The sequence below is a fragment of the Saccharopolyspora oryzae genome (genome assembly GCF_027853915.1).
Taxonomy (GTDB): domain Bacteria; phylum Actinomycetota; class Actinomycetes; order Mycobacteriales; family Pseudonocardiaceae; genus Saccharopolyspora; species Saccharopolyspora oryzae.
In genome coordinates this window covers 190,798-208,886 of the sequence record NZ_JAQGLA010000003.1, presented here as the reverse complement: position 1 = coordinate 208,886, position 18,089 = coordinate 190,798, and the positions used below count along the sequence as shown (strand labels likewise).

Sequence of the window (18,089 nt, the reverse complement as noted above, 5' to 3'; positions counted from 1 at the left end):
GGGTGGGGCTTGGCGATAATGGGGGCATGGCTGCCGAATCCGGTCCGACCACCGTGGTCCAGCACGCGTTCCTCCGGCGGGGCACGTGGATCATCTGCCCGGTGGTGGGGGCGCTGCTGGTGCTCCTGCTGCGGTTGGTGTCGGAGCGGGTCGCCGAGCTGTCGTGGGTTCCGTTCCACGGCGTGTTCGAGCTGGCCGCCTCCGTGCCGGATCCGTGGGGCACGGTCGGCGCGATCGCGGTCGGCGCGATCATCGGGTTCGGGTTCGCCGGGCTGTTCGCGCAGGAACGGCTCGCGGTGACCGTCGCACCGGAGCGGATCACGATGGCCGTCGGGACCGCCGAGCACCACCTCGAGCGCGGCGACGTCGGCGCCGTCTTCATCGACGGCAAGGACTTCGTGGTGCTCGACGGCTCCGGCGCCGAACTCGCCCGCCGGAAGTCCGATTTGGACCGCAAGGAACTGCGGCTGGCCTTCACCGCGCACGGCTACCCGTGGCGCGACAAGGATCCGCACCCGTACCAGCTGTGGGACGAGGACAGCTCCGAGCTGCCGCTGCGGATCAACGCGCTGCTGACCGAGCGCGCCCGCGCCCTGCGCAAGCGCGACCGCAAGGAAGCCGCCCTGCTGCGCTCCGAACTCGCCGAGCGCGGCTACGTCGTGCGCGACGCGAAGCGCCGCCAGTACTGGCGCTCGATCGGCTGACCTCAGGTCTTGCTCTAAACGCCGGCGGCGTTCAGAGCCTCAGCCCTCGGCCTGCTGGAGGGTGAAGCGGTTCCCCTCGCTGTCCAGGAACGTCGACCACCAGCCCCACGGCTGCTGGACCGGCGGCTCCGGGAACTCCACGCCCTTCGCCGACAGCTCGCGGTAGGTCCGCTCGACGTCGTCGGCGTAGAGGAAGAAGGTGGCCGTCGGAACTCCGCCGTGCGCCGGGAAGATCGCCTGGTCGGAGTCGCTCGCGCTCAGGATCAGCACGGAGCTGCCGTTCGGCGCGGTCACCTCCACCCAGCGGTTGCCCTGGTCGTCGTAGGGCGCGTCGGTGGTGACCTCGAAGCCCACGGTCTCGCTCCAGAACCGCTTCGCTCGCTCCTGGTCGCGCACCGGGACGACTGCCTTGCTGATGCCGCGGATGGCCATGGCACGGGCTCCTCTCCGTCCGATCCTGGGCACATCATCCACGCTTCGGTGCGGATGCGTGGCCGGTGTGAGAATCAGGGCGTGGACGGCGTGGTCTGGAACATCGTGCTGGTGCTGGTGTTCGTGCTGGTCGGCGGGTACTTCGCGGCTGCGGAGATCGCCCTGGTCTCGCTGCGCGAGAGCCAGGTGCGCAAGCTCGCCGAGCGCGACCGGCGGGGTGCGCGCGTCGCGAAGCTGCGCGGCGACTCCACCCGGTTCCTCTCCGCGGTCCAGATCGGCGTCACCTTCGCCGGGTTCTTCGCCTCCAGCTACGGCGGCGCGACCATCGCGGTGCGCCTGGAACCGGTGCTGTCCGGGTGGGGGCTGCCGATCGCGCTGGCCGCTTCGCTGGCGCTGATCGTGGTGACGCTGTTCGTGTCCTACCTGTCGCTGGTGCTGGGCGAGCTCGTGCCGAAGCGCCTCGCGCTGCAGAAGTCCGAGGCGGTCTCGCTGGCCACCGCCGGCGTGCTGGACCGGTTGGCGGGCCTGTCGCGGCCGGTGATCTGGCTGCTGTCGAAGTCGACCAACGGCGTGGTGCGGCTGCTGGGCATCGACCCGCGCGCATCCGCGCAGCAGGTCAGCGAGGAGGAGCTGCGCGACATGGTGCGTACCAACGAGCAGCTGACCGTGGAGGAGCGCCGCCTGCTCAGCGACGCGTTCCGGGCCACCGACCGGGTGCTCGGCGAGGTGATGGTGCCGCGCACCGAGGTGGACTTCCTGGAGGTGACCGCGCCGGTGGCCGAGGCGATCGAGGAGGTCGCGGGCAAACCGCACTCCCGCTACCCCGTCATCCGCGACACCGCCGACGACGTCGTGGGCTTCATCCACGTCCGCGACCTGCTGACCACCGCGCACGGTCGCACGGTCGGCGACCTGATCCGGCCGGTGACCGCGCTGCCCGCGAGCAAACCGGTGCTGGCCGCGCTGTCGCAGATGCGGCGCCGCGGCGGCGGTCACCTGGCGGTGGTGGTCGACGAGTACGGCGGGACGGCGGGCATCGTCACCGTCGAGGACCTGGTGGAGGAGGTCGTCGGCGAGATCTGGGACGAGTACGACGCGAGCGCGTCGCCCGTGCACGCGAAGGAGGACGGCAGCGTCGAGGTCGACGGCATGCTGCACCGCAGCGATTTCGCGGAGCAGACCGGCATCGACCTGCCGGACGGGCCGTTCGACACGGTGGCGGGTTTCGTGGTCAGCCGCCTCGGCCGGGTCCCGGCGGAGGGCGATTCGCTGACCGCGTTCGGCCACCGCTTCACGGTCCGGGCCATGGAGGGCCACCGCGTGTCCCGGCTGCTGATCACCAGGCTGGACGGTTGACCGCGCGCTACCGCAGGCCGTGGGTGCGAAAGCCGAGCTCAGCCGGATTCCGCACGCACGTCCCCGTGTGCAAAGTGCCTGTTCCCGATCCGCCGCGCAGGACGGGGGTGGGAACAGTCGTGAAGATCAGGAAAGCAGCAGGAACAGGGTTCCGACCACGATGCCGATGACCACCACGACCGCGGCGGTCACGAAGACCGCGCGCATCTTCGGCCGGTCGTCGCGCACCTCGGTCTGGGCCCGCTCGCGCCACTGCATGAAGGTGGTGCCTTCGCCCTCGCTCACCGTCGACTCCTAGGGTCCGTCGTCACTTGCCGAGCGGTCCCCCGCAACCGCGCACTGCTCCACCTTGTCACACCTGCTCACCACTGAGGCGAACCACGTGCGCCGCCCAGTGCTCGAGCAGGTCCTCGTCGTAGCTGATCGCGAGCACGCCGGTCCCGCTCTCGCGCACCCGGCGGTCCACGACCTGCACCAACGCTGCCGTGGTGGACGCGTCGAGCATCGCGGTCATCTCGTCGCAGATCAAGTACCCCGGCCGCAGCGCCAGGGCCCGCGCCAGGCACGCCCGCTGCAGCTGACCGTCGCTGACCTCGTGCGGACGCCTCGTGAGCAGCTCCGGGGTCAGCCCGACCTCCTCCGCCAGTTCGTCGACGTCGCCGCCGGTCCCGGTGGCGCGCAGCGGCTCGGCGACGACCTCGCGCAAGGTGAACCGCGGGTCGACGGCAGGACGCGGGTGCTGGAAGACGATGCCGATGGCAGCGCGCTGCTCCCTCGGCGTGGCGTGCCGGAACCCGCCGACGGGCTCGCCGTCGAGCGAGACCTGCCCGGCCCACGGCTCGTGCAGGAGCCCGAGCACCCTGGCCAGGGTCGACTTGCCGCAGCCGCTGGGGCCGGCCAGGCCGACCACCTGGCCGCCGGGCACGTCCAGGCCGACACCGTCGAGCACCGGTTCGCCGCGCTTGTAGCCGGCGACGACGCCGGTCGCGCTCAGCACGGCGGGTGCGCGGCGACCCAGCGGCCGCCGTGGTCGATCAGCTCCGGATCACCGGTGCACGGCGCGAAGCCGGGCACGTCCGGGCAGCGTTGGCAGAACACGCAACCCCATTCCCGTTCGATGCGGTCCAGTTCGGTCAGAACCGGCGGGTGGCCGGGGATCGGCCGGAACCCGCCGTCGGGCAGCGCGGCGAGCAGCCCCGCGGTGTAGGGGTGCCAGGGCTCGGCCAGCACTTCAGCGGCCGGTCCGGCCTCCACGATGCGGCTGGCGTACATCACCGCGACGTCGGTGGCGACCCGTCGGGCCGCGGCCAGGTCGTGGGTGATCAGCAGCACCGCGCGGTCGCCGGTGGCGGCCTCGGCGAGCAGGTCCACGGTGCGGTGCACCAGCGGCCGGTCGAGCCCGGTGGTCGGCTCGTCGGCCAGGACGACCTGCGGATCGCCCGCCAGCGCCAGCGCGAGCGCGACCCGCTGGGCCATGCCCCCGGACAGCTCGTGCGGGTACCGGTCGAGGGCGGCGGGGTCCAGGCCGACGCGTTCGGCGAGGGCGTCGGCGTCGGTCTCGCCGCCCAGGGCCCGGATGGTCTCGACGAGCTGGCTGCGCGCGGTGCGCACCGGGGTCAGGTGGGTGCTCGCCGACTGCGGCACCAGCCCGACCTCGCGCCCGCGGACCTGCCCGGCCAGCACCTGCTCCGGCGCGGACAGCAGCTCGATCCCGTTGCGCAGCAACGCTTTTCCGCGCACCTCGGCGTTGCCGGGCAGCAGCCCCAGCAGCGCCGAGGCCAGCACGGACTTGCCGCAACCGGACTCCCCGACCAGCGCCAGCACCCGGCCAGGCCGCAGCTGCAGCGTCGCGTCGGTCACCGCGCGCACCTGCGTCCCCCGCCCCAGCTGGAACCGAACGGACAACCCCTCCAGTCCCAACAACGCCTCGCTCATCCCCGAACTCCCCCACTTCCGCACCCGCTCCGAACCCCGTCGCCCGGCCCGGATCCCGCAAATTCCATTGAAATCGGACCTTCGATTTCAATGGAATTTGCGCACCCCGGCGGCTCCGAGGCCCGCAGTTTCAATTGAAACTGTGATCCGCCGTGCCTGGGGTTCGCAGTTTCAATTGAAACTGTGGTTTGGCCGGCCAAAAGCGGCGGAGCGGAAGGGGTGCCGGTCGTCACAGGGCCAGCTCCGATCGGCGTCGGGGGACTACCCGGTCGCGCCAGGTCGCCGCGAGGCCGGAGACCGCCAGGGTGGTCGCGACCAGGAGCAGCGATGGGAACAGGACGATCCACCACGCACCCAGCAGGACCGCCTCGCGGCCGTCGCCGAGGATGTTGCCGATGCTGGCCAGGTGCGGCGGCAGGCCGAGGCCCAGGAAGCTCAGCGCGGTTTCGTGCCACACCGCGTGCGGGACGAGCAGGACCGCGGAGAGCGCTGCCTGCGGCACGATCGCGGGCAGCAGGTGGCGCACCAGGATCCGCCAGCGCGACGAGCCGCCGGCGATCGCGGCGTCGACGTACGGGCGGCTGCGCAGGGACAGGACTTCGGAGCGCACGATGCGCGCCACCGTCGTCCAGTGCGTCAGCGAGATCGACAGGATCACCGCGGTCAGGCTCCCCCGGTACAGCGCGACGATCACGATGCCCAGCAGCAGGTGCGGCACCGAGTTGACGACGTCCACCAGGCGCATCAGCAACCGGTCCGCCCACCCGCCTGCGGATCCGGCGACCGCACCCACCAGCGAACCGAGCACAGTGGACACCAGAGCGCTGAACCCGGCCACCAGCAAGGAGATCCGCAACCCTGTCAGCGACTGCACGAACAGGTCCCGGCCGCTGGAGTCGGTGCCGAACGGGTGCGCCGGGCTCGGCGCGAGCCGGATCGAGTCGTAGCGCACGGACTCGCTGCCGAACAGCACCGGCACCGCGAACGCGGCGAGCACGAGCACCGCCAGCGCCACCAGCGAACCCCAGAACCGGGCTCTCGGATGCGCCCGGGCGGTCCGGGATCGACCGGCCGGCCGCCACTGCCCCGCCTCGGTCGTGCGCAAGGTCGTCTCAGCCATCGGCGGCCACCCTCGGGTCGAGCAGGACCGCGGCGACGTCGGCCAGCAGCGATCCGATCAGCACCGCCGCGGTCGCCACCAGGGTCAGGACCGCCAGCAGCGGGTAGTCCACCGCGGTCGCGGCGGTGACCACGGCGGCGGCCAGCCCCGGCCAGGAGAAGACCTCCTCGACCAGCACCGCACCGGTGACCAGCTCCGGGATCCGCGCACCGATCAGCGTCACGAACGGCAGCAGCGCGGTCGGCAGCGCGTGCCGCAGCACCACCACCCGCTCGGCGAGCCCGCGCGCCCGCGCACCGGTCACGTGGTCCTCGGACAGCGAGGTCAGCATCGACTGCCGGACGTGCAGCACCAACCACGGCGACTGCGAGATGCCCAGCACCAGCGCGGGCAGCACGAGGTGCTTGGTGACCTGGCCGATCGAGGCGGCTTGCCCCGCGTCGGTCAGCCCGGCCACCGGCAGCCAGCCCAGCCCCAGCGAGAACACCGCGATGGACAGCAGCGCCAGCACGAACGGCGGCAGGCCCTCCAGCGCGTGGCCGATGGCGGTGACGAACCGGTCCACCCAGCCGCCCTGCCGCCACGCGGCGACCGTGCCCAGCACCAGCGCGATCACCACCGCCAGCGCCAGCCCGGTCGCGGCCAGCAGGATCGTCCACGGGAGTCGTTCGGCGAGCACCTGCGCCACCGGCTGCCGGAACGACCGCGACACCCCGAGGTCACCGCCGAACACCCCGCTCAGCCAGTGCCAGAACTGCACCAGCACGGGATCGTCGAGGCCTAGCTCAGCGCGCACGCGCGCGACGTCGGCGTCCGAGGCGCCGTAGATCTCCACGCCGTAGTACTGGTAGATCGGGTCGAACGGGGAGGCCGCAGCGAGCAGGAACACCCCGAGCGCCACGATCACCAGCACCGGCACCGCGAACCCGACCCGCCGCAGCACCAGCCGGCTGATCGCACGGCTCATGCCTGCGGCTTCCAGGCCTCGATGTTCCACCACGGGCCCCAGGTGGTGCCGTGCACGTGCGGTTCGATCGACGGCTGGTAGCCGGTCCAGCCGCCCTCGCGCATCACGTAGCTGTGGTCGATGAAGGCCAGGTACACCAGGCCGGGGTCGGCGACGTAGGCGCGCTGGGCCTGCCGGTAGAGCTCCGCGCGCTTGCCCGGGTCGAGCTCCTGGCGGGCGCCGTCGAGCGCGGCGTCCACCTCGGCGTTGCGGTACTGGCCGGGGTTGTTGTAGGTGCCGGTGCCGATCACCGAGGAGTGGATGCTGTTGTAGGCCTGCGGGTCGGGGTCGATCGGGTTCCCGCCGCCGAGCACGATGCCCTCGTCGCCGATCCGCGCGGCGACCGCGGAGCGGTCCACCCCGGCGGGGTCGACCTGGATGCCGATCGCCTTGGCGTCCGAGGCGAACGCGACGGCCAGGTCCTTGCGCAGGCTGTCGTCGGCGAAGTACATGACGGTGAACTGGGCGCGCACGCCGTTGCGCTCGCGGATGCCGTCGGCGCCCGGCCGCCAGCCGGCCTCGTCCAGCAGCTTCTTGGCGCGCTCGGGGTCGAAGTCGAACCGGGCGGCGGGCTCGAAGCTGGCGCCCATCGACTCGGGGATCGGCGCGTACGCGGGCTTGCCGTGCCCGCCCACCAGCGCCTTGATCATGCCCTCGCGGTTGACGGCGAGGTTCAGCGCCATGCGCACCGCGGGGTCGCCGGCGGCCGGGTGGGTGTTGGGCAGCGCGATGCTGCGGTAGTCGGCGGTGCTGTGGTGGACGGTGCGGAACCCGTCGCGGGCGACGCTCTCGGCGAGCACCGGCGGCAGGACCGTGCCGTCGAACTCGCCGGCGGCCAGGCGCTGGGCGCGGGTGTTGTCGTCCTTGGCGAAGACCACGGTGACCTTGTCGACGGCCGGGGCGCCGCCCCAGTAGTCGCCGTTGCCCTCCCAGGTCATCTGGTCGCCCTGCCGCCAGTCGACCAGCTTGTACGGGCCGGTGCCGACGGGCTTGGTGTTGAGCTCGGAGTTCTCCTGCGGCTTCGGCTCGGCCAGCTTCTCGTTCGGCACGATGCCCAGCACCAGCTTCGACGGCCACGCCGAGTACGGGATGTTCAGCTCGAAGCGCACGGTGTGCGGATCGAGGGCCCGCACGTCGGCGAGCATGCTGTAGTCCGAGCTGATGGTGGAGGCGTAGGCCGGATCGATCGCCGCCTCGTAGGTGGCCACCACGTCCTCGGCGTCGAACGGGGTGCCGTCGTGGAAGCGCACGCCGTCGCGCAGCTTCACGGTCCAGGTCTTGGCGTCCGGGGAGGACTGCGGTGCTTCAGCGGCCAGCGCAGGCCGGAGTTCGGAACGGCCGTCGAAAGCCAGCAGGCCGTCGTAGAACTTGGACGCGCCCTCTGCACCGTAGCCGAGCAGCGGGTTCAGGCTCTCCGGCTCGAAGCTGTCGGCGAGCAGAATCGAACCGGGATCCCCGGACCCCGGCGGGGTCGGCGCGGCGCAACCGGCACCGAGCAGGGTCAACGCGACGGGGACGGCCACCAGCAGGCCACGACGATTCAGCACTGCTGAACTCTAAGCACTGCTGCAAATCTTTATCAACAAGGTTGAGAGGTTCCTCGCCAAACTCCCTTACCGGAATGATCCGCCCAGTTGCCCCGTGCGCACTTTCCGGGGTCATAACCCCGCAAAACGCGCACGGGGCCGCCGCCCTCAGGCCACCGGGTCGGGCATGCGGTCGAGCCGGTACTCGCAGGCGATGGTGGCGCCGGTCTTCGGGTCGCCGAGCTCCACGCGCCAGGAGTCGGCGAACTGGTCGACCGCCGAGTCCATCGGGATGGTGCCGGACAGCAGCACGGTGCCCGGCTTCAGCAGGCCGCGTTCCCGCAGGTCGTCGAGCCAGTACTGGGGCGAGAGCAGTTCCGCCAGGGTGCCCTGCTGGATCTTCTCGCCGCCCGCCCAGGCGGTCAGGGTGAGCTCGTCGATGCGGTCGGCGACGTCGACCAGCCGCCACGCCTGGCGTCCCAGCACGTCGGGCCCGGCCTGCTTGCTCCACGCGACGCCGTGCACCTCCAGCGCCCGGTCCGTGTGGTCGCATGCCACCGTGAGCAGCACGTCGCGCTCCTCCGGCCCGGCGACGACCAGCGCCCACTCCGCCTCACCGGAGGTGCGCTCGTGCTGCACCGGGACCTCGTCGGGCTGCATCGCCAGGTACGGCGCGACCGGGTACAGGCAGGGCGTGCTGGTCGGCGCGGGCACCCCGAGCTCGGCCAGCTCGGCGACGTGCGCGGCCACGTCGTCCTGGCTGCGGCCGGCGTAGCCGCCGTTGAGCAGCGTCGTCACCGACACCTCGACGGTTTCGCCGTTGACATCGAAACGCAGTGGAAACACAATCCCCTCCAAGACCGGCATACCTGTTGTATACATTTCGTATCACAACTTCCCGCGCTGCGGCGCGGCAAGCCACCAGTCGGGACGACAAGGACCTCGATGACTCAAGCCCTCCCCGCCACCGCGCGGCCACCCCGCAAGGACCTGATCAAGGCGTTCGTCGCGTCGCTGAGCGGGACGTCCTTGGAGTGGTACGACTTCGCCGCCTACTCGGTGGCCTCCGCGCTGGTGTTCGGCCAGCTGTTCTTCCCCAGCCACGACCCGCTCTCGGGCACGTTGCTGGCGTTCTCCACCTACGCCGTCGGCTACGTCTCCCGACCGCTCGGCGGCTTCGTCTTCGGCCGCCTCGGCGACGTCCTCGGCCGCAAGCAAGTCCTGGTCATCACGCTGCTGGTCACCGGCATCTCGACGGTGTTCATCGGCCTGCTGCCCACGCACGACCAGGTCGGCTCGCTCGGCGCTGTTCTGCTGGTGATCCTGCGGTTCGCCCAGGGCGTCGGCATCGGCGGCGAGTGGGGCGGCGCGGTGCTGCTGTCCAGCGAGTTCGGCAGCGACAAGCACCGCGGGTTCTGGGCGTCGGCGGCGCAGATCGGCCCGCCTGCGGGCAACCTGATGGCCAACGGCGTGCTGGCGGTGCTGGCCGCGACGCTCACCCAGGAGCAGTTCATGTCCTGGGGCTGGCGGGTGGCGTTCCTGCTCTCGGCCGTGCTGGTGATCTTCGGCATGTGGATCCGGGTGAAGCTGGAGGAGACCCCGGTCTTCAAGGAGCTGCAGGAGAAGGGCGAGCAGGCCGGTGCACCGGTGCGCGAGGTCTTCACCCGCGAGCCGCGGGCCCTGGTGGCGGCGATCCTCTCCCGCGTCGGCCCGGACGTGCTCTACGCGCTGTTCACGGTCTTCGTGCTCACCTACGCGACGCAGCAGCTGGACGTGCCCAAGAGCTGGGCGGTCACCGGCGTCATGCTCGGCTCGACGCTGCAGCTCTTCCTTATGCCGCTGGCCGGCGCGCTGTCCGACCGGCTCGGCCGTCGTCGGGTCTACGCGGTGGGCGCGATCGGGGCGGCGGTGTGGCCGTTCGTGTTCTTCCCGATGGTCCAGGGCGGTTCGGCGCCGCTGCTGATCATCGGCGTGATCGTCGGCCTGGTCTGGCACGCGCTCATGTACGGCCCGCAGGCGGCGTTCGTGTCCGAGCAGTTCAGCCCTGCACTGCGCTCGACCGGATCGTCGCTGGCCTACACGCTGGCCGGGGTGATCGGTGGCGCGCTGGCGCCGCTGCTGTTCACGGCGCTGTTCGCCCACTTCGAGACCTGGATGGCCCCTGCCTTCTACCTGCTGGCGACCTGCGTGGTGACGTTGATCGGCCTCACCCTCGGACGCCGCGACGCGCAGTGAAGTCCGCTGGAACCCCTCCAGGTCGTCCGGGAGGGGTTCCGGGGCTTCAGCCCTCGATGAGGACTTGCTGGGTGGCCGAGAGGTGGGCGGTGATCGCCGCCGTGGCGGCTTCCGCGTCGCCCGCTTCGAGGGCGTCGACGATCGCCTCGTGCTCGACCAGCACCGCCTTGCGCCGGTCGCCGTGGGAGAACAGGGCCACGATGCCGGCGCGGATCTGCCGGGCGCGCAGCCCGTCGTAGGTCTTGCTCAGCATGTCGTTGCCGACCGCGCGGACCAGGGCCGAGTGGAAGCGGTGGTCCCGGTCGATGAACGCCCGGGCCTCGTCATCGCCGACGAGCTCGCGCTGACCGTCGATCTCGGCGCGCATCTCCGCCACCGGCACCGCGCCGAGCTCGACGGCGCGCCGCGCGGCGTAGCACTCGATCATGGCCCGGATCTCGAACAGCTCGCGGATCTCGCGGCCGCCGACCGGCGCGATGTAGGCGCCGCGCTTGGGCACCAGCTGCACCAGCTCCTCGGCGGCGAGCAGGAGCAGCGCCTCGCGGATCGGCGTGCGGGACACCCCGATCTCGTCGGCCAGGGCCTGTTCGTTGACGAACAGCCCCTGCATCGACGGGTCGCTGAGGACGGTGTCCTTGAGGTGGTCGTAGGCGAGTTCGCGTCCGGACGGCAACGAGTACCCCTTCTTGCATATCGCTGGTATACAAACATCGTAACGGTTGTGGAGGATTCTCATGCGGATTGCGCTGTGCCAGATCGTCACCGGCCCGGACCCGAAGGCGAACCTCGAGCTGGTGGCCGACGGCGTGCGCCGGGCTGCTGAAGCCGGGGCGGACCTCGCGGTGTTCCCGGAAGCGACGATGGCCTGCTTCGGCGTCAAGCTCGGCCCGCTGGCCGAACCGCTGGACGGGCCGTGGGCCACCGAGGTGCGGAGGCTGGCCGACGAGGCCGGCATCGCGGTGGTGGCCGGCATGTTCACCCCGGCTGACGACGGCCGGGTCACCAACACGCTGCTGATCACCGGCCGCGGCATCGACACCGCCTACGACAAGATCCACCTCTTCGACGCCTTCGGCTTCGCCGAGTCCGACACCGTCGCCCCCGGCGCGGAACCGGTCGTGGTGGACCTCGACGGCACCAAGGTCGGCTTCACGACCTGCTACGACGTCCGCTTCCCCGGCCTCTACACCGCGCTGGCCGACCGCGGCGCGTCGGTGATCGTCACCTCGGCCTCCTGGGGCTCGGGCGAGGGCAAGCGCGAGCAGTGGGAACTCCTGGTCCGGGCCCGCGCCCTGGACTCGACGTCCTGGGTGGTGGCCTGCGGCCAGGCCGACCCGCGCAGCATCGGCCGCGAACCGTCCGGCAAGGCCCCCACCGGCATCGGCTACAGCCTCGCGGCCACCCCGTTCGGCCAGATCCACGCCCAGCTCGCCGACGCCCCGGACGTCCTGGTCGTCGACGTCGACACGGCCACCGTCGACCAGGCCCGCCAAGCGATCCCGGTCCTGACCAACCGCCGCTTCTGAACGAGGCGGAGGGCGCCTTTCGCCAGCTTCGGCGAATGGCGCCCTCCACTCACCCCTTTTGCCAGATGCCCTGCAGCACATGACGAAAGTGCGGTAAACAGTAGCCGTCAGCAGCCGTCCAGTGCTTTCAGGGAGAACCCGGCATGCCCGATTCCGAGGATGTCCAGATACGGGGGTCCGCTTCCGACGAGATGGACACCACCGTGCCGCACGCGGCCCGCGTCTGGAACTTCTGGCTCGACGGCAAGGACCACTACGCGGTCGACCGCGCCGCTGGTGAGGAGTTCCTGCAGGTGTTCCCGGGGATGCGGGCGGCGGCGCAGGCCAGCCGGGGCTGCCTGGGGCGGATGGTCCGGCACCTGGTCGCCGAGTGCGGGGTGCGGCAGTTCCTGGACGTCGGCACCGGCCTGCCGACCGCGGAGAACACCCACGAGATCGCGCAGCGGGCCGCCCCGGAGAGCCGGATCGTCTACGTCGACAACGATCCGCTCGTGCTGGCCCACGCCCGCGCGCTGCTGACGAGCACGCCGGAGGGGGCGACCCGGTACATCCACGCCGACGTCCGCGAACCCGAGACGATCGTCGAGGGCGCCCGCGAAGCACTGGACTTCGACCGCCCGGTGGCCCTGATCCTGTTCGGAATCATGGGTCTGATCCCCGAATACTCCCGAGCGCGATCCATTGTGGACACGTTGCTGGCGGCGCTGCCGTCGGGCTCCTACCTGGCGCTGTTCGACGTCGACGACAGCGACCCCGTGGCGGTGGACGCGGCCCGGCGCTATGCGGAGTCCGGGGCGATCCCGTACAACCACCGCACGCCGGAGGAGATCGCCGGCTACTTCACCGGCCTGGAGCTGGTGGACCCGGGGGTGATCCGGTCCGGCCAGTGGCGCACCGAGGCCCCGGAGCTCGCACAGCACGACACCACCACGCTGGCAGGGCTGGGACGCAAGCCCTGACCCGCAGCTTCACCTAGTTGCTGATCGGGCGCGGCGGCGGTAGGCGAAGTAGGCAAGGGCCGTGCCGATGGCGAGGACGGCAGTGGTGAGCAGACTGGCTTCGATGCCGAAGCCGCCGCCGGTGAGCAGCTCGGCGCTTCCCGGGCTGCCGCCGATGCTGAGCATCGTCGTCTGGACGCCCATGCCGGACACCTCGATGCCGTAGACGTTGCCCTGGAGCCAGTTCCACACCGCGTGGAAGGCGCACACGCCCCACAGACTGCCCTCGGCGAGCGCCCAGAACGCCAGGAGCAGCGCGATCAGCAGGATGTTGATCAGGGCCACCGCGCTCACGTTCGGGTTGATGCCGTGGAGCAGCGAGAACACCACGGCCTGCAGGACGACCGCAGCCGCCAGGCCCCACTTCCGGTAGGTCACCTGCATCAGGTAGCCGCGGGTGATGACCTCCTCGGTGCTGGCCTGCACGGCGAACCCGATGAGCGCGATGAAAGCCCCTCCCACCTGCGCGACGTGCACCGCCCCGATGTCGAACTGCCCGCTGAGGAGGTTCACGCCGACCGGCACGCCCAACAGCACCACTGCGACGGCCGCGCCGATCCCCAGGTGCGCACCGACGCGCGAAGCGGGGAAGAACCCGACGCTGCCGAACGGCCGCCGCTCCTTGATCCGGATCCACAGCGCGAGCATCCCGACGACGCCGAGGAAGCTGAACAGCATCGCGAGCTGGGCGGCCAGATACGCCCGCCCACGGGCCAGCGCCCCGATCGGAACCCCGAACACCGGAGCCAGCACGAGCGCCCCCGCGGTCTGCCCGATGACGAGGCAAACCACGACGACGACCAACCCGACGACCGGCCCGCTGGGCCGCCGAGCCCGGCCGATCCCGCCCAACAACGCCGAAGGAAGCCCTTGATCAGACTGCGCAGTGCTCACAGAAGGTTCTCCTCGACCATCCACCATTCCTGGATCCTCCCCGACCATCCGAGCACTAGTCACGCAAGGTAATGTCTCGTCACCACAGGTGAAGGCTCTGCCGCGCATGATCCCCGACGACGGGGCGCAATGGCTACGCTGGTCCAGTACTCGCAGGGAGAGGGGCTCGACAATGACCGCGCTTCCCGACTGGATGGCGCTTCCACCTGAAGGGCTGAGCGCAACGGAGTACGAGGCGCTGCCCGAAGAAGTGTGCCGCCGCATCGAAATTGTCGATGGAGCCATCGTCGTGACCCCCGCACCCCGACGCTTGCACCAGAGGATCGCTCGCCGGCTAGCAGGCGAGCTCGAGCACGCTGCAGGCCCCGAACTGACCGTCGACACGGACGTCGACCTCCGACTGCGAGACGTTCCGCTGCTCAACCGCCGGCCGGACATCGTCGTCTACGACTCCGCGCTCCCCGACGACGTCGTACTCCGCCCGCAGCACTGCCTGCTGGTCGTCGAGGTGATGTCACCGGGTTCGGTCACCGCAGACCGAACCGACAAGCCAGCCGAATACGCAGCCGCAGGAATCGAGCACTTCTGGCGCATCGAGAGCGATGCCCAGGACGACCGGCGCCTGACCGTGTTCCGCTACCGCTTGGATCCCACGACGAAGCTCTACGCGTCTGCCGGGGCCGATGTCGACAAGCTGGCGGTATCAGCCCCTGTGGATCTCACCATCGACTTCGATGATTTGTTCTGAGCGGGCATCGCGATAGCACGCGATGCCCGCTCAGGCATGCTCCTACGCCTGGAGCACGTCGGACTCACATGTCGAGGCCGAGGTCCAGGGCTGGGGAGGAGTGGGTCAGGCCTCCTACCGCCAGGTAGTGGACTCCGGTCCGGGCGTAGGCGCTGGCCACGTCGAGGGTCAGGCCGCCGGAGGCCTCCAGCTCCGTCTCCGGCGAGACCGAGCGGACCCGGCGGACGGCTTCCGCGCACTGGTCCGGGGTGAAGTTGTCCAGGAGGACCAGGGACACGTCCTCGGCCAGGACCTCGTCCAGCTCGTCCAACGTGGACACCTCGACCTCCATCGGGAGGTCCGGGGCGTACTCCCGGCAGGCCCGCACCGCGGCGACCGCCGAACCGGCCGCCACCACGTGGTTGTCCTTGATCAGCACCGCATCGCCCAGGCCCATGCGGTGGTTCACGCCGCCACCGCAGCGGACCGCGTACTTCTGCAGCACCCGCAGGCCGGGCAGGGTCTTGCGGCTGTCGCGGATGCGGCAGCCGGTGCCCGCCACCGCCTCGACCCACGCCGCGGTCGCGGTGGCGATGCCGGACAGGTGGCACAGCAGGTTCAGCGCCGTGCGCTCGGCCGTGAGCAGGCCGCGGACCGGGGCTTTCACCCGCAGCACGCAGTCGCCCGGCGCCAGCACGTCGCCGTCGGCGCGCTCGGACAGCACCGCGTAGGCGTCCGCGCCCAGCACTTCGTCGAGCACCAGCCGCACCAGCGGCAGCCCGGCGACCACCCCGGCCCGGCGGGTGTTGAACCCGGCTTCCGCGATCGCGTCGGCCGGGACCGTCGCCTCAGTGGTCGCGTCCGGTCCGTAGCGCAGGTCTTCAGCCAGCGCGGTGCGCACCACTTCGCGCGCGTCGTCGATGTCGATGGTCATGCCGCGGTCCTCGCAATCCCGGCCGTGGTGTGGATGAGCCAACCCGAGGCGTCCAGCCGGAACACCGTGCTGCGCCGCCAGCGCAGGTCGTCGGTGTCCGGGAAGTCCGTGCGCCGGTGGCAGCCGCGCGACTCGGCGCGCTGCCGGGCCGCGGCCAGCAGCGTCTGCGCCGTCATCAGCAACGACGCGTCCTCGACGGCTTCGCGCGTCCGAAGTGGACGGACCACCGCCGCCTCGTCCAGCGCCTTGGTGGCCGCGGCCAGCCCCTCTTCGGAGCGCCCGATGCCCGCGTGCCTGCTCATCGTGGACTGCAGCAGCTCGCGGTCGACCACCGCGAGCGCGGGCTGGACGAACTCGCCGACCGGCTTGCGGTTCAGCAGGCCGCAGCACAGGTCCTTGGCCACCGCCTCGGCTGCTCGGGCCCCGACGACGAGCCCTTCCAGCAGGCTGTTGGACGCCAGCCGGTTCGCGCCGTGCAACCCCGTGCAGGCCACCTCGCCCGCCGCGTAGAGACCCGCCACCGAGGTCCGTCCGTCCACGCTGGACATCACACCGCCGCAGGAGTAGTGCGCGGCGCTGGCCACCGGGATCGGTTCGCGCACCGGGTCGATCCCGGCCTCCCGGCAGGCCGCGTGCACCGTCGGGAACCGCTCGGCGAACCCGGGGCCGATGCTGGTCGCGTCCAGGAACACGTGCTCCGACCCGGTTTCCGCGGCACGGCGGTTGATCGCCGCCGACACGACGTCGCGCGGCGCGAGGTCCTCCAGCGGGTGCTCACCGGCCATGACGCGCTGGCCGTTCACGTCGACCAGCACCGCGCCCTCGCCGCGCACCGCCTCGGTGATCAACGGACGCCGACCGCGCGGCCCGCCCGGCGTGTAGAGCACCGTCGGGTGGAACTGCACGAACTCCAGGTCCGCCACGGTGGCACCGGCCCGCAGGGCCAGCGCCACACCGTCCGCAGTGGACACATCGGGATTCGTCGTAGCCGCGTAGAGCTGCCCGAGACCGCCCGTGGCCAGCAGAACCGCGGGTGCGCGCAGCACTCCCGGCCTGCTCTCGGAGTCCATCGCGAGCGCACCCGCGACCGAACCGTCCTCGCCGCGCAGCAGCTCGACCACGCAATGCTGCTCCAGCACCGGAATCCCGCCACCGCGCACCGCACCGGTCAGCGCGCGCTGGACCTCCGCGCCGGTGGCGTCGCCGCCCGCGTGGATCACGCGGAACGCGCTGTGCCCGCCTTCGCGGGTCCGCGCCAGCTCGCCGTCCGCTCCGGCGTCGAAGCGGGCACCGGCCGCGCGCAGTCGCGCGATCGCCGCCGCACCGTCGGACAGGATCTGCCGCACCGCCTGGCGCGAGCACAGCCCTACGCCCGCGGTCAACGTGTCCTCGACGTGCTTGCTGAGGCTGTCGCCCGGGTCGAGCTCGTCGGGCCGGACCACGGCGATGCCGCCCTGCGCCCAGCTCGTGTTGCCCGCCGACACCGAATCCTTGCTGACCACCAGCACCCGGAGTCCCAGCTCGCGTGCCCGCAGCGCCGCGGTCATGCCCGCGACACCGGTGCCGACGACGAGCAGGTCAGCGCCCGCTTCCCAGGTCATTCGCCGCCTCCGGGCTTGCCGATGGCGATCATCCGCTCCACCGAGGCCCGCGCGCGGTCGGCGACGTCGGTGGGCACGTGCACCTCGTCGGCGCCCTCGCGCAGGCAGCGCAGCAGGGCGGCCGGGGTGATCATCTTCATGTACCGGCAGGAGGCCCGGTCGTTGACCGCGCGGAAGTCGATCTCCGGCGCGGCCTTGCGCAGCTGGTGCAGCATCCCGACCTCGGTGGCGACCAGCACCGAGCGCGCACCGGTGTCGCGCGCGGCGGTCAGCATGTCGCCGGTGGACAGGATCTTCACCCGCTCCTGTTCGACGATGCCCTCCCCCGCCAGGTACAGCGCCGAGGTCGCGCAGCCGCACTCCGGGTGGATGAACAGGTCCGCGTCCGGGTTCGCAGCCGCGCGCTCGGCCAGCTCCGGGCCGTTGATGCCGGCGTGCACGTGGCACTCCCCGGCCCAGATGTGCAGGTTGTCCCGGCCGGTCTCGCGCTTGACGTGCGCGCCGAGGAACTGGTCCGGGCAGAACAGCACCTCGCGGTCGGCCGGGATGGAGCGCACCACGTCGACCGCGTTGGAGGACGTGCAGCAGATGTCGGTCTCCGCCTTCACCTCGGCGGTGGTGTTCACGTAGGACACCACGACCGCGCCCGGGTGCTCGGCCTTCCACTCGCGCAGCTGCTCGGCGGTGATCGAGTCGGCCAGCGAGCAGCCCGCGCGCTCGTCGGGGATCAGCACCGTCTTCTCCGGGCCGAGGATCTTGGCGGTCTCGGCCATGAAGTGCACGCCGCAGAAGACGATCGTGCTCGCGCTGCTGCTGGCCGCGATCCGGCTCAGCGCCAGCGAGTCCCCGGTGTGGTCGGCGACGTCCTGGATCTCCGGCAGCTGGTAGTTGTGCGCCAGCAGCACCGCGTCCCGCTCGTCGGCGAGCGCGCGCACTTCGCGGGCCCAGTCTGCGTCGGGCCGGACTCCCGTGTAACCGGCGTCGGTCCGCTCCCAAGTGGCAGTAGCGGCCATGTCGTCCTCCTCGCCGGATCCCCCGGGCAGCTCGTCCGGAAGGTCCGTTCAACACCCCGGCTCAACGGCTCCGAGGTTTTCG

At 71.3% G+C, this 18,089-nt stretch carries 19 protein-coding genes; 6 read left to right on the top strand and 13 right to left on the bottom strand.

Annotated features, from left to right (window positions below):
• Positions 1-26 precede the first annotated feature (26 nt).
• The gene (locus tag OU415_RS03545) at positions 27-704 is read left to right on the top strand and encodes a YqeB family protein (protein ID WP_270947056.1); all 678 of its coding nucleotides are present in this window, start codon (positions 27-29) and stop codon (positions 702-704) included.
• A 39-nt stretch (positions 705-743) separates the two neighbouring features.
• On the opposite strand, the gene OU415_RS03540 is transcribed toward OU415_RS03545, so the two are convergent.
• The gene (locus OU415_RS03540; protein ID WP_270947055.1) at positions 744-1,136 is read right to left on the bottom strand and encodes a glyoxalase superfamily protein; all 393 of its coding nucleotides are present in this window, start codon (positions 1,134-1,136) and stop codon (positions 744-746) included.
• 81 nt (positions 1,137-1,217) lie between these two features.
• On the opposite strand from OU415_RS03540, the gene OU415_RS03535 reads away from it, so the two are divergent.
• The gene (locus tag OU415_RS03535) at positions 1,218-2,492 is read left to right on the top strand and encodes a hemolysin family protein (protein ID WP_270947054.1); all 1,275 of its coding nucleotides are present in this window, start codon (positions 1,218-1,220) and stop codon (positions 2,490-2,492) included.
• A 126-nt stretch (positions 2,493-2,618) separates the two neighbouring features.
• Here OU415_RS03535 and OU415_RS03530 read toward each other — a convergent pair whose 3' ends face one another.
• From OU415_RS03530 to OU415_RS03500, 7 genes are all read right to left on the bottom strand, one after another.
• Entirely contained in the window at positions 2,619-2,777 is a 159-nt protein-coding gene (locus tag OU415_RS03530) for a hypothetical protein (protein WP_270947053.1), read from the bottom strand.
• A gap of 67 nt (positions 2,778-2,844) precedes the next feature.
• Positions 2,845-3,489: an ABC transporter ATP-binding protein gene (locus OU415_RS03525; RefSeq protein ID WP_270947052.1), complete on the bottom strand. Its 645-nt coding sequence runs from the start codon at positions 3,487-3,489 to the stop codon at positions 2,845-2,847.
• Entirely contained in the window at positions 3,483-4,427 is a 945-nt protein-coding gene (locus OU415_RS03520; RefSeq protein WP_270947051.1) for an ABC transporter ATP-binding protein, read from the bottom strand. Before OU415_RS03520 ends, OU415_RS03525 begins: the two co-directional genes overlap by 7 nt.
• Before the next feature lie 229 nt (positions 4,428-4,656).
• Entirely contained in the window at positions 4,657-5,547 is an 891-nt protein-coding gene (locus tag OU415_RS03515) for an ABC transporter permease (RefSeq protein ID WP_270947050.1), read from the bottom strand.
• Complete coding sequence (locus tag OU415_RS03510) at positions 5,540-6,514, bottom strand: ABC transporter permease (protein WP_270947049.1); 975 nt, start codon at positions 6,512-6,514, stop codon at positions 5,540-5,542. The genes OU415_RS03515 and OU415_RS03510 overlap by 8 nt, the downstream gene beginning before the upstream one ends.
• Complete coding sequence (locus OU415_RS03505; RefSeq protein WP_270947048.1) at positions 6,511-8,100, bottom strand: ABC transporter substrate-binding protein; 1,590 nt, start codon at positions 8,098-8,100, stop codon at positions 6,511-6,513. Before OU415_RS03505 ends, OU415_RS03510 begins: the two co-directional genes overlap by 4 nt.
• 147 nt (positions 8,101-8,247) lie before the next feature.
• Complete coding sequence (locus OU415_RS03500) at positions 8,248-8,925, bottom strand: DUF2848 domain-containing protein (protein WP_270947047.1); 678 nt, start codon at positions 8,923-8,925, stop codon at positions 8,248-8,250.
• Between the two features lie 99 nt (positions 8,926-9,024).
• Between OU415_RS03500 and OU415_RS03495 the strand changes: the two genes are divergently transcribed.
• Positions 9,025-10,314: an MFS transporter gene (locus tag OU415_RS03495; protein ID WP_270947046.1), complete on the top strand. Its 1,290-nt coding sequence runs from the start codon at positions 9,025-9,027 to the stop codon at positions 10,312-10,314.
• Positions 10,315-10,360: 46 nt separating this feature from the next.
• Here OU415_RS03495 and OU415_RS03490 read toward each other — a convergent pair whose 3' ends face one another.
• On the bottom strand, positions 10,361-10,987 hold the full coding sequence (locus OU415_RS03490) for a GntR family transcriptional regulator (protein WP_270947045.1): 627 nt from the start codon (positions 10,985-10,987) through the stop codon (positions 10,361-10,363).
• Between the two features lie 61 nt (positions 10,988-11,048).
• Between OU415_RS03490 and OU415_RS03485 the strand changes: the two genes are divergently transcribed.
• Complete coding sequence (locus tag OU415_RS03485; RefSeq protein WP_270947044.1) at positions 11,049-11,840, top strand: carbon-nitrogen hydrolase family protein; 792 nt, start codon at positions 11,049-11,051, stop codon at positions 11,838-11,840.
• A gap of 143 nt (positions 11,841-11,983) precedes the next feature.
• Positions 11,984-12,799: an SAM-dependent methyltransferase gene (locus OU415_RS03480; RefSeq protein ID WP_270947043.1), complete on the top strand. Its 816-nt coding sequence runs from the start codon at positions 11,984-11,986 to the stop codon at positions 12,797-12,799.
• 9 nt (positions 12,800-12,808) lie between these two features.
• On the opposite strand, the gene OU415_RS03475 is transcribed toward OU415_RS03480, so the two are convergent.
• The gene (locus OU415_RS03475) at positions 12,809-13,732 is read right to left on the bottom strand and encodes a CPBP family glutamic-type intramembrane protease (protein WP_270947042.1); all 924 of its coding nucleotides are present in this window, start codon (positions 13,730-13,732) and stop codon (positions 12,809-12,811) included.
• Between the two features lie 172 nt (positions 13,733-13,904).
• On the opposite strand from OU415_RS03475, the gene OU415_RS03470 reads away from it, so the two are divergent.
• Entirely contained in the window at positions 13,905-14,480 is a 576-nt protein-coding gene (locus tag OU415_RS03470; protein ID WP_270947041.1) for a Uma2 family endonuclease, read from the top strand.
• A 64-nt stretch (positions 14,481-14,544) separates the two neighbouring features.
• Here OU415_RS03470 and nadC read toward each other — a convergent pair whose 3' ends face one another.
• The 3 genes from nadC to nadA are packed head-to-tail and all read right to left on the bottom strand — an operon-like array spanning position 14,545 to position 18,007.
• The gene (nadC, locus tag OU415_RS03465) at positions 14,545-15,393 is read right to left on the bottom strand and encodes a carboxylating nicotinate-nucleotide diphosphorylase (protein WP_270947040.1); all 849 of its coding nucleotides are present in this window, start codon (positions 15,391-15,393) and stop codon (positions 14,545-14,547) included.
• Positions 15,390-16,994: an L-aspartate oxidase gene (locus tag OU415_RS03460; RefSeq protein ID WP_270947039.1), complete on the bottom strand. Its 1,605-nt coding sequence runs from the start codon at positions 16,992-16,994 to the stop codon at positions 15,390-15,392. Before OU415_RS03460 ends, nadC begins: the two co-directional genes overlap by 4 nt.
• Positions 16,991-18,007, bottom strand: a complete 1,017-nt coding sequence (gene nadA / locus OU415_RS03455; RefSeq protein WP_270947038.1) for a quinolinate synthase NadA — start codon at positions 18,005-18,007, stop codon at positions 16,991-16,993. Before nadA ends, OU415_RS03460 begins: the two co-directional genes overlap by 4 nt.
• Between the last annotated feature and the right edge of the window lie 82 nt (positions 18,008-18,089).